Origin of the sequence: Ancylobacter rudongensis (assembly GCF_900100155.1) — a bacterium.
GTDB lineage: Bacteria > Pseudomonadota > Alphaproteobacteria > Rhizobiales > Xanthobacteraceae > Ancylobacter > Ancylobacter rudongensis.
Genome location: NZ_FMTP01000001.1, coordinates 902,227 through 927,748 on the forward strand (window position 1 = coordinate 902,227; position 25,522 = coordinate 927,748).

Genomic DNA, 25,522 nt, shown 5'->3' on the forward strand with positions numbered 1-25,522 from the left:
AGAGCGCACGATCCGGGAGCCCACAATCCGGGAGCCCATCGCCCTTGAACCCGCCGGCGGCCCCTCGCTCGGCCGGCGCGCGGTGCTGGCCGGCGGCGTCGGCATTCTCGTCATGGCGCTGCCGCTGCGCGCGCTGGCGCGGCCCTCGCTGGAGCAGGCGGTCGCCGGCTTCACCGGCGGCGCGCCGGTCAATGCCGGGCGGGTAAGGCTCACCGTGCCGCCGCTGGTGGAAAACGGCAATGCGGTCGGCGTCACGGTCGAGGTCGAGAGCCCGATGAGCGAGGCCGCTTTTGTCCGCCGCATCGGCCTGTTCAACGAGAAGAACCCGCAGGCGGATGTCGCGATCTTCCGCCTCGGCCCCCGCAATGGCCGTGCGCGGATTTCCACCCGCATCCGGCTCGCGACCTCGCAGACCGTGCTCGCGGTCGCCGAGCTCAGCGACGGCACCTATTGGTCGAGCGAGGCGAATGTCATCGTCACGCTGGCCGCCTGCATCGAGGACCTGTCATGACCCGATCCCTTGTCAGCGTGCCGCCCACCGCCAGGCGCGGCGAGATCGTCGATATCCGCGCGATGATCGCCCACCCGATGGAGACCGGCTACCGCATGGGGCCAAACGGGGCCGAAATCCCCCGGCACATCATCACCCGACTTGTCTGCACCTATGGCGGCGCCGAAGTGTTCTCGGCCGAGTTCTTTCCGGCCGTCTCCGCCAATCCCTTCGTGGCATTCAGCCTGATCGCGGCGGAGAGCGGCACGGTGGCGTTTGAATGGACCGACGACGAGGGGCAGACCGAGACCGCCAGCGCCGAGATCGTGGTGAGCTGATGCGCCGGCCGGCCGCGCGCCTGCTCGTCCTTGCCCCTCTGGCGCTGGCGCTGCTGGCCGGCGCCGCGCAGGCGGGCGACATCGCCCCACATGAGCGGCGCTCGGGCAGCACCTTCATGGCGCCGGAGACGCAGGCGATGCAGGCGGACGACACCGGCAATCCCGGCATGCTCTGGGTGCTGCAAGGGGCGGGCCTGTGGGAGCAGAAAGCCGGCGCGTCCGGCCGCTCCTGCGCCGATTGCCACGGTTCGGCGGCGAGCCTGCGCGGCGTCGCCGCCCGCTACCCCGCCTTTGACGCCGCCAGCGGAAAACCCATCGACCTCTCGGGACGCATCCGCCAGTGCCGCAGCGAGCGGCAGGGCGCGACGCCTTGGCCACGCGAAAGCGACGAGCAACTGGCGCTCACAACGTTCGTCGCCCACCAGTCGCGCGGCCTGCCGATAACCCCGCCGGCCGAGCCGCGCCTCGATCCCTACCGCGAGACGGGGCGACAACTCTTCACCAGCCGCATGGGGCAGCTCGACCTCTCCTGCGCCAATTGCCATGACGACAATTGGAACCAGCGCCTCGCCGGCAGCGCCGTCACCCAGGCGCACCCCACCGGCTATCCCCTGTACCGGCTGGAATGGCAGGGCATCGGCTCGCTGCAGCGCCGCCTGCGCAACTGCATGATCGGCGTGCGCGCCGAACCTTTTGCGGCGGGCTCCGAGGAATTCATCGCGCTGGAACTCTACCTCATGCAGCGCGCCGCCGGCATGTCGATGGAGACGCCGGGCGTACGCCCCTGACGGGTTTGCGCGCGGAGAAAGTCACTCCGCCGGTGTGCGGGCGCCGATGGGCAGGCCGCCCCGGCGCGAGGCACGCACCGGCCCCTTGGCGTCCGGCTCGGAGAGGGCGGCGTGCGGCAGGCTGATCGTGGCGCGCAGCCCCTGCCCGGTATTGGTCAGCGTGATGTCGCCGCCATGATGGCGCACCATGTTGCGCGAGATCGACAGGCCCAGGCCGATTCCGCCCGTCTCCCGGTTGCGCGAGCGTTCCATGCGGAAGAACGGCTCGAACACCTTCTCGGCGATGTCGGCGGGAATGCCCGGCCCGTCATCCTCGATCTCGATCTCGATCGCCTGCGGCGTCGTCCGCAAGGTGACGCGGGCGCGCTCGCCATAGCGCACCGCGTTCTCCACCAGGTTGCGCACCGCCCGTTTCAGCGCGTCCGGCCGGCAGCGATAACTGATCTTCGGCCCCTCGACGCAGGTGATCTCATAGCCCAGCTCGACCAGGTCGTCGCACAGGCTGCCCACCAGCGCGGTGAGGTCGACATTGCGCGTGACCTCCTCGGTCGCCTGTTCGCGCGAGAAGGCCAGCGTCGCCTCGGTCATGGCCCGCAGCTCGTCCAGCGTGTCGAGCATCTTCTCGCGGGTCTCGTCATCGGAAACGAACTCGGCCCGCAGCCGCAGCGAGGTGATTGGCGTGCGCAGATCATGCCCGATCGCCGCCAGCATGCGGGTGCGATCCTCGACGAAGCGCTGCAGCCGCGACTGCATCAGGTTGAACGCCACTGCCGTGTGGCGCAGATCGTCCGGCCCCTTTTCCTGCAAAGGCGCCACGCTCTCGCCCCGGCCGAGCGCTTCCGCCGCCGCCGCCAGCCGCCGCATCGGCTTGGTCATGGTGCGGGCGATGAAGGCCGCGCACAGCGACAGGATCAACGCCGTCACCCCGAGCGAGATCAGCGAGCGGGCGGACAGCATGCTGTTCGCCATCTTCTTGGAGAAGGCGCTGTTGAGCCAGGACCCGTCCTTCAGCTGCACGGCCAGGCCCATGCCGGTGGCATCGCCCCAATACATGAACTTGGCCGCGCGCGAGAGCGGCCAGGCATGCGCCGGCAGGTCGAGCCAGGTCGAATAGGGCGCGCCGCTGGCGGGGGCCGGCGAGGCGACGGTGACGTTCACCGGCTGCGGCGCCAACGCCGGGGCCGCCGCCCTCTCCACCGCCGGTTCCGGCACCCCCTGCTCGGTGCCCGCCAGATTGGCCAGCGTCGGCAAGGGTTCGGCGAGCTTGCTCTTGGCCTCCAGCCTCCAGCCCTCGACATCGCCGGGGAAGGTCGGCGTCACCCAGAAGCGGGTGTAGCTGGTGCCGCTGGCCTGCAGAATGTCGTGCTGCACGGCGGGCGGGGTGGTTTCCAGCACCTGCGCCACTGAGGCGCTGCGGCTGAGGAATTCGGCCTTGGCCGCGCGCAGCAGCACGCCGCCCATCTCGTCGGTGAACAGCAGGAAGCTGATGCCCTGCGACACCGCAAGCGCCAGCAGCATCACGGCGACGAAGCGGGCGGTCAGGCTGCGATTCCATATACCGGTCATTGGCCCACCACCTCGGCCGAGAAACTGTAGCCGCCGCCCCAATGGGTCTTGATCAGCACCGGCGATTTCGGGTCGGTCTCGATCTTTTTTCGTAGCCGGCTCACCTGATTGTCGATCGCCCGGTCGAATGGCTCGGCGCTGCGCCCGACCGTGAGGTCGAGCAGCTGGTCGCGGCTCAGCACCAGCCCGGCATGGTCGAGGAACACGCTCAGCAGCCGGAATTCCGCCGTGCTCAGCGGCACGGTCAGCCCGTCCGGGTCGATCAGCTCGCGCCGCCCGACATTGAGCGCCCAGCGGTCGAAGCGCAGTTCCTTGGCCTTGAGCTGGCCGCGCTGCGGCGGCAGGCTCTGCACCCGGCGCAGCACCGCCTTGATGCGGGCGAGCAGTTCGCGCGGGTTGAACGGCTTGGAGAGATAGTCGTCGGCGCCCAGCTCCAGCCCGACGATGCGATCGGTCTCTTCCGCCATGGCGGTGAGCATGATGACCGGCACGCTGGTCGATTCCCGGAGATAGCGGCAGAGCGAGAGCCCGTCCTCACCGGGCATCATCACGTCGAGCACCACGAGATCGAAGGCATTGCGCTCCATCAGCCGGCGGAACGCGCTCGCGTTCTCGGCCAGCGAGGTGCGATAGCCGTGCCGGTGCAGATATTTGCCGACCAGATCGCGGATGTCGCGATGGTCGTCGACGATGGCGATGTGCGGTACGGCGTCCATGCGAAAACTCCACGCCTTTTACATACTGCCATCGCCCTTTGCCCGCTGGGAAAAATTGTAACAAAGCGTATAGCGCCGATCGCCTGCGACAGGCGGAGACAATTGGCCGGCTTTTCGCAAGAAGTTTTGCGACATCCCCCCCCTATCTTGGCTTCATCGGACGACGGCAAACCGATGCCGCGTCGGAAGCCCGAGTAAACGCAATTACTCGCTTCAACTATACGCAATCTCCTGCGCGCCGAAAGATCGGAACAGGAGCTAACACAACTGGAGAGACCACTATGACCACGTTCAACTGGAAGATGATCCTTACCGCCACCGTTCTTTCCCTTTCTGCCGCCGGCCTGGTCAACACCGCGCTCGCCGAAGGACGGGACCCGGCGGAGAAGGCCGGCTATGAATCCGCCCTCCGCAGCGCCAGCGAGGCGCGCGCCAATGGCGGTGCCGGCGCCCCTGTCATCGAGGGCCGCAACGCCTATGTGCAGCAGCCCTCGACCCAGAATGTCGAGCCCTACATCCAGCGCTCGATCGAGCAGAATGCGCGCTCAACCCGTTGAGCGCTTCCTCTTCGCTAAACGCAAGGGCGCGGTCCGCAAGGTCCGCGCCCTTCGCGCGTCCGGCACGTTGCGGCTTGTCCCCGTCGGCCCCTTGCCGGGGAGTCGCGGCTTCCTACATCACCCGCGCAGGCCGCGAATGGCCGCATGGGGAATGAGTATGTCGCCGCGTTACGTTCGCCTTGATCCGGAAACTGTCCGCCTTCTCGATCGATGCATCGCCCAGGCCGAGGGCGCCGCCACAAGGCTCAACCGCGACGGGGTGGACGAGGTCATGCGGATGCGACTGGCCTCGGCCCTGATGGAGGCCATCAGCCTTGGCGAGCGGGACGAGGAGCGGCTGGTCGCCTTCGCCCTGCAGGTGCTGCCCGCCTATCGCGAGCGGCTGGCCAAGTCCTCGACGCCGCCGCTTCCCGACCCGCCGCCGCGCGTCCGGGGCGATCGTCGCGCGCCGCTACTGCGGTAATAAAATGCCATTTATTCAAAGAGTTGGCGGCATGAGCTGGCACGGAAAGGCAATGTAACACGGCACGAAATAGTCTAGGCTCGCCGGGTGACGCAAAGGAGCCCCCGATGTTTCGTACCGTTCTCCCGGCCATGACCTTCTCCCTTGCCCTGTTCTGTGCCCATGGCGCCATGGCGCAGACATCAGGCACGGCGGAGGAAGCGCGGGCGATGCTGGAGCGTGCCGTGGCGGCGGTGAAGGCCGACCAGGCCCGCGCGCTGGCGGCGTTCAATGCCGGGGCGGAGGGATTTCGCGATCGCGACCTCTACGTCTTCTGCAACAAGCTCGACGGCACCACACTGGCCCATGTCCGCCCGGAGATGCTCGGCGTCAATCTGAAGGACGAGAAGGACCCGACCGGCAAGGCGTTCGGCAGCGAGATGCTGAACCACGCCCGCGAGGGCGAGATCCACGCCGTCTCCTATGCCGTCCCCCGCCCCGGTGACAGCCAGCCGGTGGCGAAGGAGAGCTTCGTGACCCGGATCGGTGCCCTGGTCTGCGGCGTCGGCTACTACAAATAGCGGGGCGCCGTTCCCCCCACCCACGGGGCCCTTGCGCCCGATGCGGCCGGGAGGCGATACATCGCTACTCCCTGTGGTAGCGGACCCCGCCTCATGAACATCGCCGAGCTTTACGATCAGAGCGACGCCGTCGCCCTTGCCGAGCATGTCGCCAAGGGCGACGTCACCCCCGGGGAACTGCTGGACGAGGCGCTGGCCCGCGTCGCGGCGCTCAACCCGCAGCTCAATGCGGTGACGCTGCTGCGCGAGGACGTGGCGCGCCGGCTGATCGAGGAAGGTCTGCCCGAGGGGCCGCTGCGGGGCGTGCCGTTCCTGCTCAAGGACCTTGGCGCCGAGGCAATCGACTTCCCCAGCAATAACGGCTCTCGCCTGTTCGCCAACACGCGCTATGCGCAGGATTCGGCGATCTATGCCCGGCTCCGGGCGGCCGGCCTCGTCACCTTCGGCCGCACCACCTCGCCCGAAGGCGGCGTCGGGCCCACCACCGAGTCGGCGGTCTATGGCGGGCCGACCCGCAACCCGTGGAACCTCGACCACACGCCCGGCGGCTCGTCCGGTGGCGCCGCCGCCGCCGTCGCGGCCGGCATCCTCCCCGCCGCACATGGCTCGGATGGCGGCGGCTCGGTGCGGATCCCCGCCTCCTCCTGTGGCCTGTTCGGCTTCAAGGCTACCCGCGCACGCACCCCGGATGGGCCCTATGTCGGCGAGGGCTGGGCCGGCATGGCGATTGACGGCTTTCTCACCCGTTCTGTGCGCGACAGTGCGGTGCTGCTCGACGCGACGCAGGGCCCCGACCTCGGCGCCCCCTATGTCGCGCCACCGCTGAAGGCCTCGTTCAGTGCGGCGCTGGCGCGGCGCGACGGGCCGTTCACCATCGCCTTCACCACCACGACGCTGACCGGCGACCCCATTGCGCCGGAATGCCGGGCGGCGGTGGAAGCGGCCGTGAAGCTGCTGGAGAGCCTCGGCCACCGGCTGGTTGAAGCCCGGCCGGAGGCCGACACGGCGGGGATGATGGCGGCCTGGACCAAGATCGTCGGCTGCGGCACCGCGCTGACGGTGGAGAGCGCGGTGCGCCGGCGCGGCCGGCCGCTGGAAGACGGCGAGATCGAGAGCGTCGCCCGCTCGGCGGTGGAGTATGCGCGCGGCATCAGCGGCGCCGACTATCTCGAAGCCGTCAACAAGGTACACGCCTATGGGCGGGAGATGGCGGCATTCTTCCAGCGCGCCGATTTCTTCCTGACCGCCACCCTGGCCGAGCCGCCGGCGAAGCTCGGGCGCTTCGACCATGTCGGCCGCGACTACCTCGATTACCGGATGGGGCCGGACGGTGTGTTCGCCTATTCGCCCTTCACCGCCGCCTTCAACGCTTCTGGCCAGCCCGCCGCCTCGCTGCCGCTGCACTGGACGGCGGAAGGCCTGCCCGTTGGCATCCACCTCGCCGCCCCTTTCGGGCATGACGAGGCGCTGCTGGGGCTGTGCGCCCGCATCGAGGAGGCCGCGCCCTGGGCCGGACGTCGCCCGCCGATTGCCCGTAAACAGGTCGAGCCGAAAATATGATCACATTCGGCACCACCCGGCTTGCCGGATGCCGAGGGCTCACATACGCTGCCTGCAGATAGCGTCGTGAGCGGCGTGTTCGCCTCCCCGGAGAGGCTCGTGTCTAGCAACGGGTGAATAATGCCGGAGCCTGCCGCTGTACCGGACGCCCGCATCGCCGTCGAATGCAGGGGCATCGTCAAGCAATTTGGCGAAGGCCCCCGCGCCTTGCGTGCGCTCGACAATGTTTCCGTGTCCATTCGCGAGAACGAATTCTTCACGTTGCTGGGGCCATCCGGCTGCGGAAAGACCACGCTGCTGCGGATGATCGCGGGATTTGAATATCCCACCGAAGGCTCCATTCGCCTGCATGGCGAGGACATTGCCGGCCTGCCGCCCTTCAAGCGGCCGATCAACACCGTGTTCCAGAGCTACGCGCTGTTCCCGCACCTCACCGTCTGGGAGAATGTGGCGTTCGGCCTGCAGATGCTCGGCCGGCCGAAGGGCGAGATCGCCGCCCGCGTCGCCGAGATGCTGAAGCTCGTCCACATGGAGGAGCTGGCGCAGCGCCGCACCGACCAGATTTCCGGCGGCCAGGGCCAGCGCGTCGCCCTCGCCCGGGCGCTGGCCCCGGCGCCGAAGGTGCTGCTGCTCGACGAGCCGCTCTCCGCGCTCGACTACAAGCTGCGCAAGGAGATGCAGATCGAGCTCAAGCGCATGCAGAGCGAGACCGGCATCACCTTCATCTTCGTCACCCACGACCAGGAAGAAGCCCTCACCATGTCCGACCGCATCGCGGTCATGTCGAAGGGCAAGGTGCTGCAGATCGGCACGCCTTGGGACATTTACGACAAGCCGGCCGAGCGCTTCGTCGCCGACTTCATAGGCGAGACCAATTTTCTCCCCGCCGCGATGGTCGGCATCGAGGCTGGCATGGCGCGGGTGCGGCTGCCGTCCGGCATCGAGATGTCCGCCACCCTCGCCGATGGCTATGTGCCCTCCGGCGAGGCGACGCTGGTGGTGCGGCCCGAACATGCCCGCGTGGTCGCCTCCGGCGGGCAGCTGTCGGGACGAGTGGAGAACGTCGTCTATTTCGGCACCGACACCCACATCCATGTGAAGCTGGATGAAGGCCTCACCTTCATGGTGCGCCAGCAGAATTCGCGCAGCCAGTCCTGCGGCGCCGAAATCGGCACGCGCGTCGGCATCGAGATCGCGCCCGATGCGGCGCAAGTGCTGCGGGACTGAGCCATGGCCAGCGCCGCCGAGATCGCCCGCCGGGACGAACAGGGGAAGATCCGCTCGCGCTGGCTTCTCTCGGCGCCGGCACTGGTCATCGTCTTCATCGCCTCCATCGGCCCGCTCTTCGTCATGCTGGCCTATTCCTTCATGGCCAAGGGCGATTATGGCGACGTGAAGCCGGGCGAGTTCTCGCTCGACGGCTGGTTCTCGGTCTTCCTGCAGCGCGACATCTTCGACGACACCCTGTCCCTCGCCGACGCGCATCTGTCGATCCTCTGGCGCTCGGTGCGGCTGTCGGTCATCACCACGGTGCTGACTCTGGCGCTGGGATTCCCCACCGCCTATTTCATCGCCACCCGGCTGCGCCACACCCGCGAGATCTGGGTGTTCCTGGTGACGATCCCGTTCTGGACCAACCTGCTGATCCGCACTTTCGCGATGCAGCAGGTGATCCGCAATGAGGGCGTGCTCAACACGCTGCTGATGTGGCTCGGCGTCATCAACGAGCCGATCCCGATCATGTACACCGACTGGGCGATCCTGTTTGGCATGGTCTATGTCTATCTGCCGCTGATGGTGCTGCCGCTCTATGCCAGCCTGGAGAAGCTTGATTTCCGGCTGGTCGAGGCGGGGTACGATCTCTATGCCGGCCGGCTCGCCGTGCTGCGGCGCATCATCCTGCCGCTGGTGAAGCCGGGCATCGTCGCCGGATCGATCCTCGTCTTCATCCCCTCGCTCGGCGCCTATGTCATCCCGCGCGTGCTCGGCGGCGGCAAGAACCTGATGCTCGGCAATCTGATCGAGCTGCAGTTCGGCGCCGGCCGCAACTGGCCGCTCGGCGCGGCGCTGTCGATCACGCTGATGGTGCTGGTGATGGTGGCGATGCTGTTCTATGTGCGCAACGCCGCGCGGTCGGGAGGCGGGCATGGCTAGGGCGCTCTTTGATTTCCGCGCCCGGCCGCGGTTCGACATCCGCGCGCAACCCGGCTTCGGCGTCCTCGCGCTGTTCACCTTCGCGCTGCTGTATCTGCCGATCATCACCCTCGTCGTCTACGCCTTCAACGCCAGCGACTCGCTGTCCTCCTGGGGCGGGTTCTCGCTGCACTGGTTCGCCGCCGCGGCGCAGAACCAGGCGGTGCAGGACGCGGCCTGGCGCTCGCTGATCATCGCGGTGAGCGCCGCCACCATGGCGACCATCGCCGCCACCATGGCCGCCATCGCCACCACCCGCACCCCGCCCTATCCCGGCCTGTCGGTCAAATACGCCTTCATCAACCTGCCGCTGATGGTGCCGGAGATCGTCACCGCCGTGGCGCTGCTGATCGTGTTCGCCAAGGTGAAGGTGTGGACCGGCTATACGGGCCTGGGCTACCTCATCCTGGCGCACACCGCCTTCTGCATCCCCTTCGCCTATCTGCCGATCCGTGCCCGGCTGGAGGGGATGGACCAGTCGCTGGAGCGCGCGGCGGCGGACCTTTACGCCCCGCCCTGGCAGGTGTTTCGCCGGGTGACGCTGCCGCTGCTGCGGCCCGGCATCATCGCCGGCTTCATGCTGGCCTTCGTCATCTCGCTGGACGACGTGGTGATCTCCGAATTCGTCAAGTCCGGCGGGCAGGACACGCTGCCCACCTATATGCTCGGCCAGCTGCGCCGGGCGGTGACGCCCGAGATCAACGCCATCGCCGCCGCCTTCCTGGTGCTGTCGGTGGCGCTGGTGACGGTGTTCTTCTTCATCAACCGCAAAAAAGCCTGAACCAACACAGGACGGAGTGGGACCATGACCTTGAAATCGACGACGCTGGCGGCGGCGCTCGCCCTTCTCGTCAGCGCCGGCGCGGCCAGCGCCGAGGGGCAGCTCAACATCTACAACTGGGGCGACTACACCAGCCCCGAGCTGATCAAGAAGTTCGAGGAGACGCACAAGGTCAAGGTGACCGTCACCGACTACGATTCCAACGACACGGCGCTGGCCAAGATCCGCGCCGGCGGCCACGGCTTCGACATCGTGGTGCCCTCGGCCAACTATCTGCCGATCTGGATCAAGGAAGGCCTGCTGCTGGAGGCCCGGCCCGACCAGATGCCGAACTTCAAGAATGTGGACGAGCGCTGGGTGAATGTCGCCTGGGATCCGGGCCGGCACTATTCGGTGCCGTGGCAGTGGGGCCTCAGCGGCATCGGCGTCAACACCAAGGTCTATGGCGGCGACATCAACACCTCGGCGATCTTCCTCGACCCGCCGAAGGAACTGGTCGGCAAGATCAATGTCGAACCGGAAATGAACGACGTGCTGTTCGCCACCATCCGCTATCTCGGCGGCGAGTGGTGCACCACCGACAAGGCGCTGCTGAAGCAGGTGCGCGACAAGCTGCTGGAAGCCAAGCCGAAATGGCTGGCCATGGACTATTCCGTCACCGAGAAGCTGCCCTCGGGCGACTATGCCGGGGTGTATTACTGGAACGGCGCCATCCTGCGCGCGCGCCTGAAGAACCCGGACGTCGCCTTCGGCTACCCAAAGGAAGGCTACCCGCTGTTCATGGACAGCGTGACCATCCTCAAGGACGCCAAGAATGTCGAGAACGCCAAGGCGTTCATGAACTTCATCATGGAGCCGGAAAACGCGGCGATGATCTCGGCCTTCGCCAAATATGCCAACGGCATCAAGGGCTCGGAAGCCTTCTTCCCCGCCGACATGAAGGGCGCGCCGGAGCTGAACGTTCCGGCCGAGTTCGAGAAGGCCGGCCAGTTCCTGGAAACCTGCTCGCCGGAAGTCTCCCAGCTCTATGCCCGCATCTGGACCGACATCAACAAGTGACGGCAGCGGCTTGACCGAGGACAGGGGGAGGGCCGAACGGCCCTCCCCTTTTTTTGCCCGGCGACGCGCCACTCAGAAACGGTGTGGGAGACCCTCCGGGAGACCGTCACCCCGGCCGAAGCCGAAGGCTTCGAGCCGGGATCGTCCGCCAAGGTCCCGAAGCGATCCCGGATAGGACCTGCGGTCCTTCCGGGATGACGCCGGCGGAAGCGTTCTCAAACAGGCACTCAGTTCTTCACCGTCTCCTCAAGGAAGAAGCGGCCGAGCGGGTTCTGGTGGAAGTTGTCGATGTTCTTGCGGGTGACGTTGATATAGGGGCTGTAATAGAGGTCGATCCAGTTGACGTCGCCCTTGGCCAGCTTCTGCAGCGTCACATACATGGCTTCGCGCTTGGTCGGGTCGGTCTCAAGCCGGGCGGCTTCCACCAGCGCCTTGACCTCGTCATTCTTGTAGCGGGTCATGTAGTTCATGTTGGTGTCGTGGCCGAGCACGAAGGTGGTCTTCTGGTCGACATCGAGAATGTCGTTGGTCCAGTACATCACCGAGATGTCGTAATCGCCGTTCACCAGCATGTCCCAGCTCTGGCTGGGGTCGACCTTCTGCAGCGTCACGCCGACGCCGGCCTTGGCCAGCTGCTGCTGCACGAGAACGGCGATCTGCTCGTCCGTCTCCTTGCCGGCATTGACGATGTAGTTGAGCGTGAGGTCCGAGGCGCCGGCGTCGGCCAGCATCTTCTTGGCCTTCTCCGGGTCATAGGGGCGCTGGAGATTGTCGGCATAGTGGTAGAGCGCGCCCTTGGGCACATAGGAATAGGCGACCTCGCCCAGCCCGAAGGTGGCGGCCTCGACGATCGCCTTCTTGTCGATCGCCATATCGAGCGCCTCGCGCACTTCCTTCTTCGCCAGCGCGCCATGCTCATGGTTGATCAGCATGTGGTCCTCGCGGGTCGAGGGATCGCTGATGACCTTGAGATCGGGATTGGTCTTCAGCTCGGCCACGCGCGAGAACGGCACGGTGATGGCGGCATCGACCTCGCCGGCCTGGATCTTCAGCATGCGGGTATTGTCGTCGGGAATGACCAGCCATTCCACGCCGTCGAGGCTGACCTTGTCGGCGTCCCAGTAATTGGGGTTCTTCTTCAGGATGATGCGGTCGCCGCGGCGCCATTCCACCAGGCTGAAGGCGCCCGAGCCGACCGGCTTCTCGGCGAAGGCGTCGGCGGCCGCGCCTTCCACCAGCTTCTTCGGCAGCACCGAGGCATTGGGCAGCGCCATCATCGACAGGAACGGCACCGACTTGCCCTTCAGCGTCACCACCAGCGTCTTCGGGTCGGTGGCGGTGGCGGTGTCGATCACCTTGAAGCTGTCGGACCAGAGCGAGCCGGCGTCGTCGCGGATGCGGATCAGCGAGAAGGCGGCGTCCTCGGCGGTGACAGGGGCGCCGTCGGAGAACTTCGCGTCGCGCAGCTTGAAGGTGTAGGTCAGCCCGTCATCGGAAATGGTCCAGCTCTCGGCAAGGCCCGGCACCAGCTTGGTGCCGCTGGCGTCGACGCGGACCAGCACGTCGAACACGTTGGAGAACACCCAGTTGTCGACATTCTGCGCCGACTTGATCGGGTCGAAGGTGGTGGAATCCTCGTTGCGGGCGATGGTGAGCACGCCGGCGGCGTGGGCGTAGCTCGTCGAGAGCGAAAGAAGCGCGGCAAAAGCCGCGAGGCGGGATTTGCGGAAAGCGGTTTTCACAGGTTTCTTCCTCTGGTGGTTAGCAGGCAATCAGCTCCGGCGGCGGCGCCAGCAGGCGCCGGTCCGGGTCGATGTCGGGAATGGCGGCGATGAGGGCGGCGGTGTAGGCCTCGCGCGGCCGCGCGAAGACCTCGGCGCAGGGCCCCTCCTCCACGATGCGCCCGTGATGCATCACCACCACCCGCTCGCAGAGATGGCGCACGATGGCGAGGTCATGGGCGATGAAGACCAGCGTCAGGTCCATCGTCTTCACCAGCCGCTGGAACAGCGCCACGATCTGCGCCTGGATGGTGACGTCGAGCGCGGCGACGCATTCATCGGCGACGATCAGCCGGGGGTCGACCGCCAGCGCCCGGGCGATGCCGGCGCGCTGGCACTGGCCGCCGCTGAGCTGGCGCGGGCGACGCCCGGCAAGGGCGGGGTCGAGCTCGACCAGTTCCAGCAGTTCCGTCACCCGCGCCGGAATGGCGGCGGGCGCCACCTTGCCCTGGACATGCAGCACCTCGGCGAGCGTCTGGCCGATGGTGAGGCGCGGGTTGAGCGAGTTGAACGGGTCCTGGAACACCATGGCGGCCTGGCGGCGGATCTTCGCCAGCGCCACCGCCGGTTGTCCCCGCAGGGTGGCGCCATCGAAGCTCACATGCCCGTCGGAAATCGGGGTGAGGCCGAGCATCGCCCGCGCCAGCGTCGACTTGCCCGAGCCGCTCTCGCCGACAATGCCGACCGTCTCGCCCGGCCTGATCTGCAGCGACACACCATCCACGGCGCTGAAGCTGCGGCGCCGGCCGAACAGGCCGCCGGGGAGCGGGTAGCGGATGTGCAGATCGTCGATTTCCACCAGCGGGCGCGCCGGCACGGCGGAGGGGCGCGGCAAGCTGGCCTCATCGGTCCGATCGGCCTGATCGTCCACCTGATCGTACTCGCCATCCGCCGGCATGGAGGGGTGGCTGGCGATGAGCGCCCGCGTATAGGGATGGGCCGGCCCGGCGAGCAGCGCGCGCTTGTCGCCCACCTCGACCACCCGCCCCTGCCGCATCACCGCGATGCGGTCGCAGGTCTGCGCGACCACGCCGAGATCATGGGTGATGAGGATGATGGAGAGGCCGCGCTTCTCGCGCAACTCCATGAGAAGACGCAGGATTTGCGCCTGGATCGTGACATCGAGCGCGGTGGTGGGCTCGTCGGCGATGAGGATTTTCGGGTCACAGGCGAGCGCCACCGCGATCATCGCCCGCTGGCGCATGCCGCCGGAAAATTCGTGCGGATAGCTCGCGAACTGGCGCGCCGGGTCGGTGAATCCCACCTGCCCCATGATCGCCAGCGCCTCCGCCTTCGCCGCCGCCCGATCGAGCCGCCGGTGAAAGCACAACCCCTCGACAATCTGATCGCCGACCCGCATCACCGGATCGAGATGGCTGCTAGGGTTCTGAAATATCATGCCTATTTCGGCGCCGCGCACCTGCTGCATCTGCGCTTCACCCAGCGCCAGCAGGTCGCGCCCGCCCATCCAGACCTCGCCCCGGGCGACCGAGATGGCGCGCGAGGGCAGCAATTGCACCAGCGAGCGGCACAGCAGGCTCTTGCCCGACCCGCTCTCCCCGACCAGCCCAAGAATTTCGCCCGGCGCAAGGTCGAGCGAGACGCGTTCGAGCAAGGTGCGCTCGCCCTCATCACCCCGCACCACGACGGAGAGATCACGTACCGACAGCAACGGGGCGCTCATTCGTGAACTCCCATCGCTTCGCCGAGCGCGTCGCCGATCATTGAAAAACCGAATGCCAGCAAGACGATAGACAGGCCGGGGAACAGGGTGATCCACCAGGCCTGCGAGAGAAACGCCTGGCCCTCCGCCACCATGATGCCCCACTCCGCCGTGGGCGGTTGGACGCCGAGGCCGAGATAGGAGATCGCTGCGCCGGAGAGCAGCACCAGCACCGCGTCGGACATGCAGAACACCAGCGAACCCGCGACGGAATTCGGCAGCAGGTGCCGGAACAGCACCCGCGTGCGCGAAAAGCCGAGGCTCACCGCCGCCACAGCGTAATCGGCATTCTTCAGCACGAGAATCTGCGCCCGTATCAGCCGCGCATAGGAGACCCAGCCGACCAGCGCCATGGCGATGTAGAAGCTGGACAGCCCCGGCCCGAGAATGGCGATGATGGAGAGCATCAGCACCAGGAAGGGGAAGGCGAGGATGATGTCGATCAGCCGCATCAGCACCGCATCGACGATGCCGCCCACGAAACCGGCGATCGCACCGATGACGGTGCCGATGACGAGCGGAAAGAACACCCCGATCGCCGCCATTTGCAGGTCGACCCGGGCGCCAAAAATGATGCGCGAGAGGATGTCTCGGCCGAAATTGTCGGTCCCGAACGGGTGCGCCAGCGAGGGCGGCTGGATGCGCGCCGCCCCGTCCTGAAAAATCGGATCATAGGGGGCGATTACCGGCGCGGCGAGTGCGGCCAGCGCGAAGCCGCCGACCAGCACCAGCCCGGCAATGAGCGTGCGGCTCATGCGTTTGCGTGACGCGGGCGCGCTCACAGCTTCACCCGCGGGTCGGCGGCGACGGTGGCGATGTCGGCGAGAAAGTTCACCAGCACGGTGGCGCAGGCGAACACCATGGCGACGCCCTGCACCACCATGTAGTCGCGCGAGAAGATCGCCCGCACCAGCAGCTGCCCCATGCCCGGCAGGGCGAAGATGCTCTCGATCACCACCGTGCCGCCGATCAGCCAGCCGATGTTCACCGCCAGCAGGTTGATGGTGGGCACGATGGAATTCGGCAGCACATGGCGCCAGAACACGATGGATTCAGGCATGCCGCGTGCCCGGGCGGCGGTGGCAACGTCGGATTTCAGCCAGTCCACCATCGCCGCCCGCAGCGAGCGCAGCAGCACGGTGGACAGCGACAGCGCGATGGTGAGCGCGGGCAGCGCCAGATGCGCCAGCTTGTCACCCAGCGTCTCGCCATAGCCGGAGACGGGGAAAATGGGGAACTTCACCGCCAGCAACATGATCAGCATCAGCCCGAGCCAGAAAGGGGGAAAGCCGATGCCGAAGGTGGAGACGAAGCGGATCGCGTGGTCGACCGGCCGGCCCTGGTTGCGGGCGGCAATCGCGGCGAGTGGCACGGCGATGAGGATGGAAAGCACCACGCTGCAAAGGATGAGCGCGAAGGTCGGCTCGATCCGGGTGCCGATCAGCCGCAGCACGTCGATCCGGTAGACGATCGACATGCCCATCTCACCATTGGCGAGGTTTCGCAGGAAATACAGATATTGCAGCCACAAAGGCTCATCGAGCCCGAACTGGGCCCGGATATTGGCGATAGCGGTCGGCGTGGCGCGGGCGCCCAGCAGCACCCGCGCCGGATCACCCGGAATCATCCGCACCAGGATGAAGGTGATGAGGCTGACGCCGAAGACAACCGGCACGAATTGCAGCGGCCGCAGCAGGATGAAGGAATAGCGGTGCATCTCTATCGCGTTACGCTGGCGAGGAAGTCGAGCAGAGGCGGGTAGTAGCCGGCCGGGTTCTCGTAGAACGGCATGTGGCTGGCATTGGCGACGACATTGATCCGCGCCTGCGGCAGCGCGCTCTTCATCCGCATCGCACAGGCGGGAGTCAGCTCGTCGCGCTCGCCCACCACGATCAGCGTCGGTACGGTAATCTTCGGCAGGTCGGGAATGCGGTTCCAGTCCTTCAGATTGCCGGTGTAGAGAAACTCGTTCGGCCCCTGCATGGTGCCATAGGGACCCATGTTCCAGTCTGCGAGCGAGCGCTGCACCGGCGCCGGCCATTCCGGCAGCCGGCAGACATGGCGGTAGTTCAACAGCGTGATGGCGGCCTGATATTCGGGATGGTCGAAAGTGCCGGCCGCCTCGTGCTTCTGCATCATCGCCACCGTTTCCGGCCCGAGCGCGGCGCGCAGCTTCTCCAGTTCGCTCACCAGATGCGGCATGTCCGCCACCGTGTCGGCGAGGATCAGGCTCTTCAGCGTCTGCGGATAGGCCAGCGCATAGTCGATGGCGAGCCAGCCACCCCAGCTATGGCCAAGCAGATGCACCTTGCCGAGGCCCAGCGCGGCCCGCACGGTCTCGGTTTCTTCGACATAGCGTTCGATCGTCCACAGCGCGGTATCGGTCGGCCGGTCGGCGGCGCCGGTGCCGAGCTGGTCGAAGGCCACGACCCGGTAGCCCTGATCGATCAGGCAGGAATGTGCCTCCCGCAGATAGTCACAGGCCAGCCCAGGCCCGCCATTGAGGAGAAAGACGGTTTCCTCGCCCGCCCCGAAGGAATAGGCCACCACGCGGTGTCCGCCGACACTCACTTCATGCCGCTCATGCGGCTCGATCTCCCGCCACATCGTCCGGCCCGTCCCTGCTCAACAAAAAGGCATGCTCAATTCCTAGAGAAATCGGGAGTCCAAACCAGCTATCAGAAGTGATAGGTTCATCGCTCAGGCGGGAGGACGCTCGGCGATGGGGGCCGACATCGGACTGATCGAACAGCAGCTGAACGCGGCCACCACGCTGGGCGCGCAGGTCGACCTTTTGTTTGAAGCCATGCACGATTTCGGCTTCGACGCGCTGATCTACGATTACACCCCGGCGCGCTTCGACCTTGACGGCACGCAGATGATGCCGTCCGTCCTGGAGCTGCGCAATGTCGACGAAACCATGCGTGACTACTGGTTCGGCCAGGGCTATTTCCGCCTCGACCCTGTGCAGAAGGTAGCACTGGGCACGACGAGGCCCTTCGTCTGGAACTATGACGCGCGGGCCGAGACGCTGATCCGCGCCTTCATGAACGAGGACAGCGCCCCGGTGGCCGACTTCCTCGCCGAGCGCGGTATGAGCGCCGGTGTCACCGTGCCGGTGCATATGCCGGGCGGCGACTACGCGACCGTGACCGGGATACGCTGCGGCGACGGGCGTTTCGCCGAGCGCGAGGCCAAGCACTGCCTGGGTGAATTCGGCCTGCTGGCGCATCTCTTCCAGCACGCCGCCGCCTGCGGGCTGCGCGAGGACCGCCGGCTCGATGGCCTGCCGCGCCTGACCGCCCGCGAGCGCGAATGCCTGCGCCACGCCGCCGAAGGGCTTTCCGCCAAGGAGATCTCGCGCGCGCTTGGGCGCTCCGTGCCCACTGTGGTGATGCACCTGAACGCCGCCATGCGGAAACTGCAGGCGAAGAACCGCACCCAGGCGGCGGTGCGGGCGGCGCGGCTGCGCCTGCTCGATTGACCCGAGCTGCGCATGGCTCGGGCACCTGGCGGGGTGATACATCCCCCCCCCGCCTATCACTTCTGATAGCTGCCGCCTCCTTCGCCGACTGCCTATTTTCCTGCCCATCGATACCGGCGGCAGGAGATCAGGCATGGGCGCAGTGGGCAGCGTGGAGGGGTGTGTGCCCTTCCGGGGACATCAGACCTGGTACCGGGTGACAGGCGACCTCAAAGGCCCGCGCCTGCCGCTGGTGGTGGCCCATGGCGGCCCCGGCTGCACCCACGACTATGTCGATTCCTTCAAGGACATCGCCGCGCTCGATGGCCGCGCCGTCATCCATTACGACCAACTCGGCAACGGCAAGTCGACGCATCTGCCGGAGAAGGGGCCTGAGTTCTGGACCGTCGACCTCTTCCTCGCCGAACTCGACGCGCTGCTGGCGCATCTGGGCATCGCCGAGCGCTACGCCTTTCTCGGCCAGTCCTGGGGCGGGATGCTCGGGGCCGAGCACGCTGTGCGCCGGCCGCAGGGGCTGAAGGCGCTGGTGATCGCCAATTCCCCGGCCAACATGCACACATGGGTTGCCGAGGCGAACCGCCTGCGCCGCGAACTGCCGATCGAGGTGCAGGAGACGCTCAATCGTCACGAGGCCGCCGGCACGTTGACGGATCCGGACTACATCAGGGCCTCGATGGCCTTCTACGACCGCCATGTCTGCCGGGTGACGCCCTGGCCGGCGGAGGTCGCCCGCACCTTCGCGGCGATGGATGCGGACAACACGGTCTATCGCCACATGAATGGGCCGACGGAATTCCACGTCATCGGCACGATGAGGGACTGGACCATCGAGGACCGGCTGGCGCGGATCGCCGCGCCGACGCTGCTGATCTCCGGCGCGCATGACGAGGCCACGCCCGAGGTCGTGCGACCCTATCGCGAGAAGGTGCCTGACATACGCTGGGTGCTGTTTCCCGATTCCAGCCACATGCCGCATGTCGAGGAGAAGGAGGCCTGCCTGAAGGTGGTCTCCGATTTTCTCCAACAGCACGACAGCAACGAGCCGGCCAGCCCCGCACCGTGAGGGCATAGCCGCAACCGCGCGGGTTTCGTCGACTCCTGGTCGCTGCGTCGGAACCTCGGGTCGCTGCCGCTACTTGTCCCCGGCCAAAGGGGACTCGCCTATGCTCGACATCGCGGCCAACCGCACCAGGGGACATGAATCGCTGCTCGGCGATCTCCGCCGCCTCGCCCGCCACACAACAGCGCTGGACGAGGACGGCAGTTTTCCCACGCAGGATATTGCCCGCCTTGCCGCCATCGGCGCCCTCACCGCGCCTTTCGGTGGCGGCGAGGTGGCCGGCATCGCCATAGGCGCGCCGGACGAGCTGATGGAGGTGCTGCGGCTCATCGGTCACGGAGGCCTGCCGCTCGGCCGACTTTATGAAGGGCACGTCAACGCGGCGGCGCTGATTATCCGCTACGGCACCCGGGAGCAAATTCGGCGTGCGCGAAGGCGCGCGGCCGAGGGGGCGCTGTTTGGCGTTTGGAACACCGAGGGCGCGGATGGGGTGCGGCTGGTGCGCGAGGCCGGTGCACTGCGTCTTGCCGGCACCAAGACCTTTGCCTCCGGTGCTGGCCATGTCGCCTGCCCGCTGATTACCGCCCGTGACGCGGACGGTGCGTGGCAAATGGTGCTGCCGCAGCTGGACGACGCCGCGCGTGCCGACCTTTCCGACTGGCGGGCGCATGGCATGCGCGCCTCGGCCACCGGCAGTTTCCGCTTCTCGGGCCTTGCCGTGGCGCCGGAGGATCTTCTCGGCGGGCCCGGCGACTATCACCGGCCACCGCATTTCTCCGCCGGCGCCTGGCGCTTCTGTGCCGTGCAGCTTGGCGGTATCGAGCGTCTGGTCGACGAGGCGAAGGACTTCCTGCAGGCCAACGGCCGGCATGAGGATCCCCATCAGCTCGCGCGCATGGGCGAGACGCTGATCGCCGCCGAGACCGCGCGGCTCTGGGTCCGGCGGGCCGCCCATTTGGCCGAGGCGGCGGGGGTGGCCGACACGCCCGAAGCGGCGGAGCGCGCCGTTGCCTATGTGAACCTGGCCCGTTCGGCGGTGGAACGCTGCGGGCTGGAGACTCTGGAGCGGGTGCAGCGTTCGGTCGGTCTCGCCGGCTTTCTGCGCACCCACCCGCTGGAGCGCCTGTGCCGGGATCTCGCCACCTATCTGCGCCAGCCGGCGCCGGACCGCGCCCTGTGCGCCGGTGCCGCCCATGCTTTCCGCGACGAGGCGGCGGGAGACCTCTGGCGATGAGCCTTGCTCTCGGCGAAGCGCTGGAGGCCATGGCCGGCTTCCCCGAAATCGCGCCGACCGATTTCGTCCGGCGCGGATTGCTGGTCATCGCGCCCCATCCCGACGATGAAAGTCTGGGCTGCGGCGGCCTCATCGCCGCCTGCCGCGCAGCCGGTCTGCCGGTGTCCATCCTCATCGTCAGCGATGGCGCCGGCTCGCATCCGGGTTCGGCGCTGTTTCCTCCTGCGATTTTGGCGGCGTTGCGCCAGGAAGAAGCGATCATGGCAGCGGCGGTCCTCGGCGTCGGAGCCTCGCATGTGCATTTCGCCGGCCTGCCGGACCGATCCGTGCCGATGTCGGGATACGAGGCGGAACGGGCCTGCGAGCGCATCGCCGCTCTCGCCGCCGCAGCTGATGTGGTGGCCGTCACCTGGCGGCACGACCCGCATGGCGACCACAAGGCCAGCTTCGCGCTGGCGCGGGCGGCGGTCGGGCGCGTCCCCGGCGCTGGCTTGTGGGAGTACCCGATCTGGGGCCTGACTTTGCCGCCGAAGATGGCGCTACCGGGGGAGCGCCCGCGTGGCGTGAGGGTCCATGTCGCCGACCACTTGCCGGCGAAGCGGCGTGCCATCGCTGCCCATGCCTCGCAGACCACGGCGCTTATCGTCGACGATCCGAAGGGGTTCCGGCTCACGCCGGAGATGCTGGCGCGTTTCGACACGGAGTGGGAGACCTTCATCGAGTGCCCGCTATGAACACCTCCCTGCCGGTCGCCTATTTCGACACGCTTTATGCAGGCTCGCCCGATCCCTGGTCGTTCGAGACCAGCCCCTATGAGCAGGCGAAATACGCGGCGACGCTCGCCGCCCTGCCCCATCCGCGCTATGGGCGGGCGCTCGAAATCGGTTGCTCCATCGGCGTGCTGACCGAACGACTGGCGGCGCGCTGCGATGCCCTCGTCGCGATGGAGCCGGCCGCGGCGGCATTGGACCGGGCGCGCCAGCGCTGCAGGCTTCTGCCGCAGATCGACTTTCTGCTGGCCAGCGCTCCCGACGACTGGCCCCCCGGCACATTCGACCTCATCCTGCTGTCCGAAGTCGTCTATTACCTCGCCGCATCCGACGTTTCCCGGCTTGCCGCGTGCGTGACGCAATCCCTGCGGCCCGGCGCGCATGTCGAGCTGGTCCATTGGGTGCGGGAGACGGATTATCCGCTCTCAGGCGATGAGGCGGCCGAGCTCTTCATCGTGGCCACTGCCGGCACCTTGACGCTCATGGCCCAGCAGCGCACCGAGGATTATCGTCTGGACCTGCTCGTGGCCGCATGAGGCTTGGTCGAGCGCCCGCAACAGCTGGCGGGCGGCGACGAGATGATGTTCCATCTGCGACGGCCGCAGCGGGCGCGGCGCGAGCAGCGGACTGAGTGCCTCCGCTCTGGCCCAGACCGCGCCGAAGGTCCCGCGTGCGACCTCCTCCAGTGCGCCGGGTTGCACCTCCAGCCGGCGCTCCCACTCCCGCGCTTCGATACCGCCGGCGACGGCCCGCCGGAGCCGTAGGCGCAGCACCATGCGCCGCAGGGCGACCGGCAGCGCCTCCAGCTTGTCATCGCCGGGCAGGTCGTGGTGGTCGAGCCGCTGGCGCAGCGTCGCGGCGCATCCTCCGCTTGCTCGCCCTTCCAGCCGGGCCGAGGTGGTGACCACGATGTCGGGATCGTGCCGGATTGGAATATCGTGGCACGCGAGCGCGGCCGCCAGTGCCCGGTCTTCGCCGACCTCCACTTCCGGCTGGCCACCGATCTGGCGATAGGCGGCAAGGCTCACGGCGAAGCTGGCGCCGGAGGCGGTCCAATGGTTCGGCCAGGGATCATGCGGCACCGGGTCGAGCCGGCCGGCCAGGGCCAGCAGCGCGGCTTCATACGCCGATTCGGTTCGGCGACGCCGCCTGAGCGGCAACGGCAGCGCCGCTGCCTCGACGGGATCGAGCTCGAAGCGGCCGGCAACCGCCCCGCATCCGGCGGAAAGACCGGCGAGATTACGCGCCAGCCAATCCGGCGCCACCACCGTATCGGCATCCGTGGTCAGCAGTGCGCCCTTCGCGCCACCATGTTCGATCCAAGTGCCGGCAAGGTCGAGCGCCAGCCCACGCGCAAAACCGGCATTGGCATGGGCCGGCGGAACATCGACGCTCAGCACCCGATGGGGTAGGCTGGCGGCGGTCAGGATGCGGCGCGCCCGGCACACCGTCTGGTCACTGCAGTTATTCGCCAGCACCAGCACCCCGAAAGCGCTGGCATCGCGTCCCGCCCGGCGCTGTCCGGCAAGCGCCGCGAGACAGCGCTCGATCCGCGCCTCCTCGTCGCGGGCCGGCACGGCGACCACCACACGCGGCGCGAGGCGTGAGAAACCGGCCCGCTGTTCAAGCAGGCGGGCGAGACCGAGGCGAAGCGGGGAGATGGATGCGGACACGGAAGACCTCTGGAGCACAGCGCGAACGCTCGTGCGGGTCTTCCGGTTCCGTCAGCCGCCCCTTCTGAATCATCCGGGCGCCGTGGCGCTCAGGGGCGCTCGCCCCGGGCGAGGCGGCCATTGATAGCGGCGAGCACCGGCAGCAGGTCGGCGACGCCGTCAATGACATAATGCGCCCCGGCGGAGGCCAGCTTGCCCACCGCCTGCGCCCGGCGCGCGGCGAAGTCGTGCGCCGAGAGGGCATCGGTGTCGGCCCGCGACAGTCCGAACACATTGCCGGTGACGGCGACGCCCACGGTCCAGGCGCCGCAATTGAGGCCCTCGCTGATGCCCACTTCGGTATCGTCGATCTTGACCACCGCCCAGGGCGGGTAAATCTCCAGTTCAGTCAGCACCTTCCACATCAGGAACGGCGTCGGGCGCCCATCCGGCACGTCGCCGGTGCAGGCCATTGCGTCGGCGACAAAGCCCTGCGCGGCGGCGATCGGGGTAATCCGCTCCATGATCTCGCGGGTATAGCCGGTGGTGCTGCCGATCTTCAGCCCCTGCGCCCGCACCGCCGCCGCCGTCTCCGCCGCGCCGGGAATGAGGTCGGCATAGCTTGCCGCCACGGCGATGTTCTTTGGCACGAACACCGCATAGACCGCGTCGATATCCGCCTCGGTCGGGGCATGGCCGTGCACGCGCTGCCATTCGCCGGCGATGCGCGGCATGGCGAGCAGCGCCGCCACATGTGGGCGCTTGGCCATGCCCATCGGCACACGCGCCTCATCGATGCTGATCGCGACATTGAACTCGGCGAAAGCGTCGACGAAGGCGCCCATCGGGGCAAGCGAGCCGAAATCGACGACGGTGCCGGCCCAGTCGAAGACGACGGCCTTGAGGCGAGACAGTGACATGGCGTTCATCCGGTTGAAGGCATCCGCTTCGGCGCCCGACAACCCCGGCCGAGCGCGCGGCGCTACGCTATCCCGCCGTTTCATGTCACGTGCAAGGGGCTGACGGGCGGTGTCCGGCAACCCAGGGCTTCTGGCTGCGCCGCCGGTGCGGCAATTGCCGGCGGCGCAACGTGGCTAGCGCGGTTTGCGGAGCAGGGGGCAGCCATACTTCGCCCCGTCCCGGCCGCCCGTATCGCGGGAGCAGCGCATGGGATTGTGCGTCGCCTTCGGGCAGCTGCTGACCATGCCCGGCTGACATGGGTGAGTTCCAAGAATGGCTGGGGACGCTTGAACATCTCGATCTTCAGGCCGCCGGACCGAAGCAGCGCCGCGAGAGGATCATTCAGGCCGGGATCGTCATGGACGATGTAGATCGCCGGCCAGCGCGTCATCGCCGGTTGGCCGGGCATTGCGCGACGCATCCCTTGCGGTGCCGGCCGATATAGGGTACCCCCCTATCCTATGTCGCATCTCTCCACGCCCAATCCCGCCTTGCTTGCCCGTGTCCAGCGCATCGCCGGACAGGTGGCGGCGATCGAACGCGGGCTCGCCGGTGGCGCGGACTGCACGGCCCTTCTCCACCTCGTCGCCGCCACCAAGGGCGCCATCAGCGGCCTGATGGAGAAAATCGTCGAGGAGCATCTTCACTCCCATGTCGCCGATCCCGACCTCTCGCCCGCCGCGCGGGCAGAGGGCGCGCGCGAGCTGATGGACGCCATTCGCCGCTACTCCAAATAGGTCACGCTCATGAACACGCTGCCGGATACGCAGGCCTACACCCACCCGCACCAGTTCCTGAGCGCCAGCCATGACGAGAACTCGCGGCGCACGCGTATCGTGGTGCTGCTCACCGCGGTCATGATGGTCGGCGAGATCGCCGCCGGCTTCTACACCGGCTCCATGGCGCTGCTGGCCGATGGCTTCCACATGGCTACCCATGCCGGCGCGCTGGGCATCGCCGCCCTCGCCTATGGCTATGCCCGCCGGCACGCCGGGGATGCACGGTTCAGCTTCGGCACCGGCAAGGTCGGCGATCTCGCCGGCTTCGCCTCGGCCGCCCTCCTCGCCATCGTCGCCGCCGTCATGGCCTTCGAGTCAGTGCTGCGCCTGTATAACCCGGTGGAGGTGGCATTCGGTGACGCCACGCTGGTGGCCGTGCTGGGTCTCGGGGTCAATCTGGTCAGCGCCTTCCTGCTCGGCGGCGGCCATTCGCATGGCCACGGGCATGGGCATTCCCATGGCCACAAGGCTCACGCGCACACGCCGCATGATCACGACCACCCGCATCACGATCATCCGCATCACGACCACCCCCACCATGGCGAGGCCCAGCCGGGCGCGGCGCGCGGGCAGGACAACAATCTGCGTGGCGCCTATCTGCATGTGCTGGCCGATGCACTCACCTCGGTGCTCGCCATTGTCGCGCTTCTGGCGGGCGGGGCGCTCGGCTGGGTGTGGCTCGACCCGGTCATGGGCGTAGTGGGCGGCCTCGTCATCGCCCGCTGGTCCTGGAGCCTGATGCGCGACACCGCCTCCGTCCTGCTCGACCAAACGGATACTCAGCTCGCCGGAGAGGTGACGGAGGTGGTGGAAGGCCCCGGCGATGTCCGCATCGCCGATCTTCACGTTTGGCGGATCGGGCCGGATTCGCACGCCGCCATCGTCAGCGTGGTCGCTCCGTTCGGCCTGACGTGCGACGCGATCCGCGCCCGGCTGGCGCCCGTCCACGAACTCAAGCACGTCACCGTCGAGTGTCGCCACGCCGCCTGAGGCGCGCGAGTTCAGCCT

The 25,522-nt window shown here is 67.5% G+C and carries 27 protein-coding genes; 18 read left to right on the top strand and 9 right to left on the bottom strand.

What is annotated here, in order from left to right; translation table 11 throughout:
• Nucleotides 1-25 precede the first annotated feature (25 nt).
• The 3 genes from BLO63_RS04100 to soxA are packed head-to-tail and all read left to right on the top strand — an operon-like array spanning nt 26 to nt 1,616.
• Nucleotides 26-511 (top strand): SoxY-related AACIE arm protein, encoded by a 486-nt coding sequence (locus BLO63_RS04100; protein WP_091437272.1) that lies wholly within the window; start codon nt 26-28, stop codon nt 509-511.
• Entirely contained in the window at nt 508-828 is a 321-nt protein-coding gene (gene soxZ, locus BLO63_RS04105) for a thiosulfate oxidation carrier complex protein SoxZ (RefSeq protein ID WP_091436920.1), read from the top strand. The genes BLO63_RS04100 and soxZ overlap by 4 nt, the downstream gene beginning before the upstream one ends.
• On the top strand, nt 828-1,616 hold the full coding sequence (gene soxA, locus BLO63_RS04110) for a sulfur oxidation c-type cytochrome SoxA (RefSeq protein WP_091436922.1): 789 nt from the start codon (nt 828-830) through the stop codon (nt 1,614-1,616). Before soxZ ends, soxA begins: the two co-directional genes overlap by 1 nt.
• A 21-nt stretch (nt 1,617-1,637) precedes the next feature.
• Here soxA and BLO63_RS04115 read toward each other — a convergent pair whose 3' ends face one another.
• Entirely contained in the window at nt 1,638-3,182 is a 1,545-nt protein-coding gene (locus tag BLO63_RS04115; RefSeq protein WP_091436924.1) for a sensor histidine kinase, read from the bottom strand.
• Nucleotides 3,179-3,898 (bottom strand): response regulator, encoded by a 720-nt coding sequence (locus BLO63_RS04120; protein ID WP_091436926.1) that lies wholly within the window; start codon nt 3,896-3,898, stop codon nt 3,179-3,181. The genes BLO63_RS04115 and BLO63_RS04120 overlap by 4 nt, the downstream gene beginning before the upstream one ends.
• Nucleotides 3,899-4,179: 281 nt before the next feature.
• Between BLO63_RS04120 and BLO63_RS04125 the strand changes: the two genes are divergently transcribed.
• The 8 genes from BLO63_RS04125 (at nt 4,180) to BLO63_RS04160 (ending at nt 11,071) form a co-directional block, all read left to right on the top strand.
• A complete protein-coding gene (locus tag BLO63_RS04125; protein WP_091436929.1) occupies nt 4,180-4,455 on the top strand; it encodes a hypothetical protein in 276 nt (91 codons plus the stop codon).
• Nucleotides 4,456-4,612: 157 nt separating this feature from the next.
• Nucleotides 4,613-4,918 (top strand): hypothetical protein, encoded by a 306-nt coding sequence (locus tag BLO63_RS04130; protein ID WP_244517597.1) that lies wholly within the window; start codon nt 4,613-4,615, stop codon nt 4,916-4,918.
• Nucleotides 4,919-5,025: 107 nt separating this feature from the next.
• Nucleotides 5,026-5,478 (top strand): cache domain-containing protein, encoded by a 453-nt coding sequence (locus BLO63_RS04135; protein ID WP_091436932.1) that lies wholly within the window; start codon nt 5,026-5,028, stop codon nt 5,476-5,478.
• 93 nt (nt 5,479-5,571) lie between these two features.
• On the top strand, nt 5,572-7,038 hold the full coding sequence (locus BLO63_RS04140; RefSeq protein ID WP_091436933.1) for an amidase: 1,467 nt from the start codon (nt 5,572-5,574) through the stop codon (nt 7,036-7,038).
• A gap of 120 nt (nt 7,039-7,158) precedes the next feature.
• Nucleotides 7,159-8,265, top strand: a complete 1,107-nt coding sequence (locus BLO63_RS04145) for an ABC transporter ATP-binding protein (RefSeq protein ID WP_091436935.1) — start codon at nt 7,159-7,161, stop codon at nt 8,263-8,265.
• A 3-nt stretch (nt 8,266-8,268) separates the two neighbouring features.
• The gene (locus BLO63_RS04150; RefSeq protein ID WP_091436937.1) at nt 8,269-9,192 is read left to right on the top strand and encodes an ABC transporter permease; all 924 of its coding nucleotides are present in this window, start codon (nt 8,269-8,271) and stop codon (nt 9,190-9,192) included.
• Nucleotides 9,185-10,012, top strand: coding sequence for an ABC transporter permease (locus BLO63_RS04155; protein ID WP_091436939.1), 828 nt, complete (start codon nt 9,185-9,187; stop codon nt 10,010-10,012). Before BLO63_RS04150 ends, BLO63_RS04155 begins: the two co-directional genes overlap by 8 nt.
• Nucleotides 10,013-10,036: 24 nt before the next feature.
• Nucleotides 10,037-11,071 (top strand): ABC transporter substrate-binding protein, encoded by a 1,035-nt coding sequence (locus tag BLO63_RS04160; protein ID WP_091436940.1) that lies wholly within the window; start codon nt 10,037-10,039, stop codon nt 11,069-11,071.
• A 227-nt stretch (nt 11,072-11,298) separates the two neighbouring features.
• On the opposite strand, the gene BLO63_RS04165 is transcribed toward BLO63_RS04160, so the two are convergent.
• Genes BLO63_RS04165 through BLO63_RS04185 form a run of 5 tightly spaced genes read right to left on the bottom strand, consistent with a single transcriptional unit; the run spans nt 11,299 to nt 17,182 of the window.
• Nucleotides 11,299-12,813 carry an ABC transporter substrate-binding protein gene (locus BLO63_RS04165; protein WP_091436942.1) on the bottom strand — a complete coding sequence of 505 codons (1,515 nt, stop codon included), beginning with the start codon at nt 12,811-12,813 and terminating at the stop codon, nt 11,299-11,301.
• 19 nt (nt 12,814-12,832) lie between these two features.
• A complete protein-coding gene (locus tag BLO63_RS04170) occupies nt 12,833-14,536 on the bottom strand; it encodes a dipeptide ABC transporter ATP-binding protein (protein WP_091436943.1) in 1,704 nt (567 codons plus the stop codon).
• Nucleotides 14,533-15,330 (bottom strand): ABC transporter permease, encoded by a 798-nt coding sequence (locus tag BLO63_RS04175; RefSeq protein WP_091436945.1) that lies wholly within the window; start codon nt 15,328-15,330, stop codon nt 14,533-14,535. The genes BLO63_RS04170 and BLO63_RS04175 overlap by 4 nt, the downstream gene beginning before the upstream one ends.
• 23 nt (nt 15,331-15,353) lie before the next feature.
• Entirely contained in the window at nt 15,354-16,292 is a 939-nt protein-coding gene (locus tag BLO63_RS04180; RefSeq protein WP_091436947.1) for an ABC transporter permease, read from the bottom strand.
• Nucleotides 16,293-16,294: 2 nt separating this feature from the next.
• Nucleotides 16,295-17,182, bottom strand: coding sequence for a proline iminopeptidase-family hydrolase (locus BLO63_RS04185; protein ID WP_091436948.1), 888 nt, complete (start codon nt 17,180-17,182; stop codon nt 16,295-16,297).
• Nucleotides 17,183-17,297: 115 nt separating this feature from the next.
• Between BLO63_RS04185 and BLO63_RS04190 the strand changes: the two genes are divergently transcribed.
• The 5 genes from BLO63_RS04190 to BLO63_RS04210 all read left to right on the top strand — a co-directional run bounded on the left by BLO63_RS04190 (nt 17,298) and on the right by BLO63_RS04210 (nt 21,659).
• A complete protein-coding gene (locus BLO63_RS04190) occupies nt 17,298-18,059 on the top strand; it encodes a helix-turn-helix transcriptional regulator (RefSeq protein ID WP_091436950.1) in 762 nt (253 codons plus the stop codon).
• A gap of 133 nt (nt 18,060-18,192) precedes the next feature.
• A complete protein-coding gene (locus BLO63_RS04195) occupies nt 18,193-19,122 on the top strand; it encodes a proline iminopeptidase-family hydrolase (RefSeq protein WP_091436951.1) in 930 nt (309 codons plus the stop codon).
• 100 nt (nt 19,123-19,222) lie between these two features.
• Entirely contained in the window at nt 19,223-20,353 is a 1,131-nt protein-coding gene (locus BLO63_RS04200; protein ID WP_091436953.1) for an acyl-CoA dehydrogenase family protein, read from the top strand.
• Nucleotides 20,350-21,087: a PIG-L deacetylase family protein gene (locus BLO63_RS04205; RefSeq protein ID WP_091436955.1), complete on the top strand. Its 738-nt coding sequence runs from the start codon at nt 20,350-20,352 to the stop codon at nt 21,085-21,087. The genes BLO63_RS04200 and BLO63_RS04205 overlap by 4 nt, the downstream gene beginning before the upstream one ends.
• A complete protein-coding gene (locus BLO63_RS04210) occupies nt 21,084-21,659 on the top strand; it encodes a class I SAM-dependent DNA methyltransferase (RefSeq protein WP_091436956.1) in 576 nt (191 codons plus the stop codon). Before BLO63_RS04205 ends, BLO63_RS04210 begins: the two co-directional genes overlap by 4 nt.
• Here the strand turns inward: BLO63_RS04210 and BLO63_RS04215 are convergent.
• Together BLO63_RS04215 and phnX are read right to left on the bottom strand one after the other, a co-directional pair.
• Complete coding sequence (locus BLO63_RS04215) at nt 21,549-22,796, bottom strand: glycosyltransferase family 2 protein (RefSeq protein WP_091436958.1); 1,248 nt, start codon at nt 22,794-22,796, stop codon at nt 21,549-21,551. The genes BLO63_RS04210 and BLO63_RS04215 overlap by 111 nt on opposite strands.
• 89 nt (nt 22,797-22,885) lie before the next feature.
• Entirely contained in the window at nt 22,886-23,704 is an 819-nt protein-coding gene (phnX, locus tag BLO63_RS04220; RefSeq protein WP_091437273.1) for a phosphonoacetaldehyde hydrolase, read from the bottom strand.
• A 492-nt stretch (nt 23,705-24,196) separates the two neighbouring features.
• Here phnX and BLO63_RS04230 point away from each other — a divergent pair, with 492 nt between their 5' ends.
• Nucleotides 24,197-24,472 (top strand): metal/formaldehyde-sensitive transcriptional repressor, encoded by a 276-nt coding sequence (locus BLO63_RS04230; RefSeq protein WP_091436960.1) that lies wholly within the window; start codon nt 24,197-24,199, stop codon nt 24,470-24,472.
• Nucleotides 24,473-24,481: 9 nt separating this feature from the next.
• Entirely contained in the window at nt 24,482-25,504 is a 1,023-nt protein-coding gene (gene dmeF, locus BLO63_RS04235; protein WP_091436962.1) for a CDF family Co(II)/Ni(II) efflux transporter DmeF, read from the top strand.
• The last annotated feature ends 18 nt before the right edge of the window (nt 25,505-25,522 follow it).

Bases quoted from the DNA above. Each gene is read 5' to 3' on its own strand.
- BLO63_RS04185 (WP_091436948.1), bottom strand. From the start codon at position 17,182: ATGTGGCGGGAGATCGAGCCGCATGAGCGGCATGAAGTGAGTGTCGGC.
- BLO63_RS04190 (WP_091436950.1), top strand. From the start codon at position 17,298: ATGGGGGCCGACATCGGACTGATCGAACAGCAGCTGAACGCGGCCACC.
- BLO63_RS04115 (WP_091436924.1), bottom strand. From the start codon at position 3,182: ATGACCGGTATATGGAATCGCAGCCTGACCGCCCGCTTCGTCGCCGTG.
- BLO63_RS04170 (WP_091436943.1), bottom strand. From the start codon at position 14,536: ATGAGCGCCCCGTTGCTGTCGGTACGTGATCTCTCCGTCGTGGTGCGG.
- BLO63_RS04140 (WP_091436933.1), top strand. From the start codon at position 5,572: ATGAACATCGCCGAGCTTTACGATCAGAGCGACGCCGTCGCCCTTGCC.
- BLO63_RS04230 (WP_091436960.1), top strand. From the start codon at position 24,197: ATGTCGCATCTCTCCACGCCCAATCCCGCCTTGCTTGCCCGTGTCCAG.
- soxA (WP_091436922.1), top strand. From the start codon at position 828: ATGCGCCGGCCGGCCGCGCGCCTGCTCGTCCTTGCCCCTCTGGCGCTG.
- BLO63_RS04130 (WP_244517597.1), top strand. From the start codon at position 4,613: ATGTCGCCGCGTTACGTTCGCCTTGATCCGGAAACTGTCCGCCTTCTC.
- phnX (WP_091437273.1), bottom strand. From the start codon at position 23,704: ATGAACGCCATGTCACTGTCTCGCCTCAAGGCCGTCGTCTTCGACTGG.
- BLO63_RS04155 (WP_091436939.1), top strand. From the start codon at position 9,185: ATGGCTAGGGCGCTCTTTGATTTCCGCGCCCGGCCGCGGTTCGACATC.
- dmeF (WP_091436962.1), top strand. From the start codon at position 24,482: ATGAACACGCTGCCGGATACGCAGGCCTACACCCACCCGCACCAGTTC.
- BLO63_RS04135 (WP_091436932.1), top strand. From the start codon at position 5,026: ATGTTTCGTACCGTTCTCCCGGCCATGACCTTCTCCCTTGCCCTGTTC.
- BLO63_RS04195 (WP_091436951.1), top strand. From the start codon at position 18,193: ATGGGCGCAGTGGGCAGCGTGGAGGGGTGTGTGCCCTTCCGGGGACAT.
- BLO63_RS04120 (WP_091436926.1), bottom strand. From the start codon at position 3,898: ATGGACGCCGTACCGCACATCGCCATCGTCGACGACCATCGCGACATC.
- BLO63_RS04145 (WP_091436935.1), top strand. From the start codon at position 7,159: ATGCCGGAGCCTGCCGCTGTACCGGACGCCCGCATCGCCGTCGAATGC.
- soxZ (WP_091436920.1), top strand. From the start codon at position 508: ATGACCCGATCCCTTGTCAGCGTGCCGCCCACCGCCAGGCGCGGCGAG.
- BLO63_RS04180 (WP_091436947.1), bottom strand. From the start codon at position 16,292: ATGCACCGCTATTCCTTCATCCTGCTGCGGCCGCTGCAATTCGTGCCG.
- BLO63_RS04210 (WP_091436956.1), top strand. From the start codon at position 21,084: ATGAACACCTCCCTGCCGGTCGCCTATTTCGACACGCTTTATGCAGGC.
- BLO63_RS04200 (WP_091436953.1), top strand. From the start codon at position 19,223: ATGCTCGACATCGCGGCCAACCGCACCAGGGGACATGAATCGCTGCTC.
- BLO63_RS04125 (WP_091436929.1), top strand. From the start codon at position 4,180: ATGACCACGTTCAACTGGAAGATGATCCTTACCGCCACCGTTCTTTCC.
- BLO63_RS04160 (WP_091436940.1), top strand. From the start codon at position 10,037: ATGACCTTGAAATCGACGACGCTGGCGGCGGCGCTCGCCCTTCTCGTC.
- BLO63_RS04205 (WP_091436955.1), top strand. From the start codon at position 20,350: ATGAGCCTTGCTCTCGGCGAAGCGCTGGAGGCCATGGCCGGCTTCCCC.
- BLO63_RS04175 (WP_091436945.1), bottom strand. From the start codon at position 15,330: ATGAGCCGCACGCTCATTGCCGGGCTGGTGCTGGTCGGCGGCTTCGCG.
- BLO63_RS04150 (WP_091436937.1), top strand. From the start codon at position 8,269: ATGGCCAGCGCCGCCGAGATCGCCCGCCGGGACGAACAGGGGAAGATC.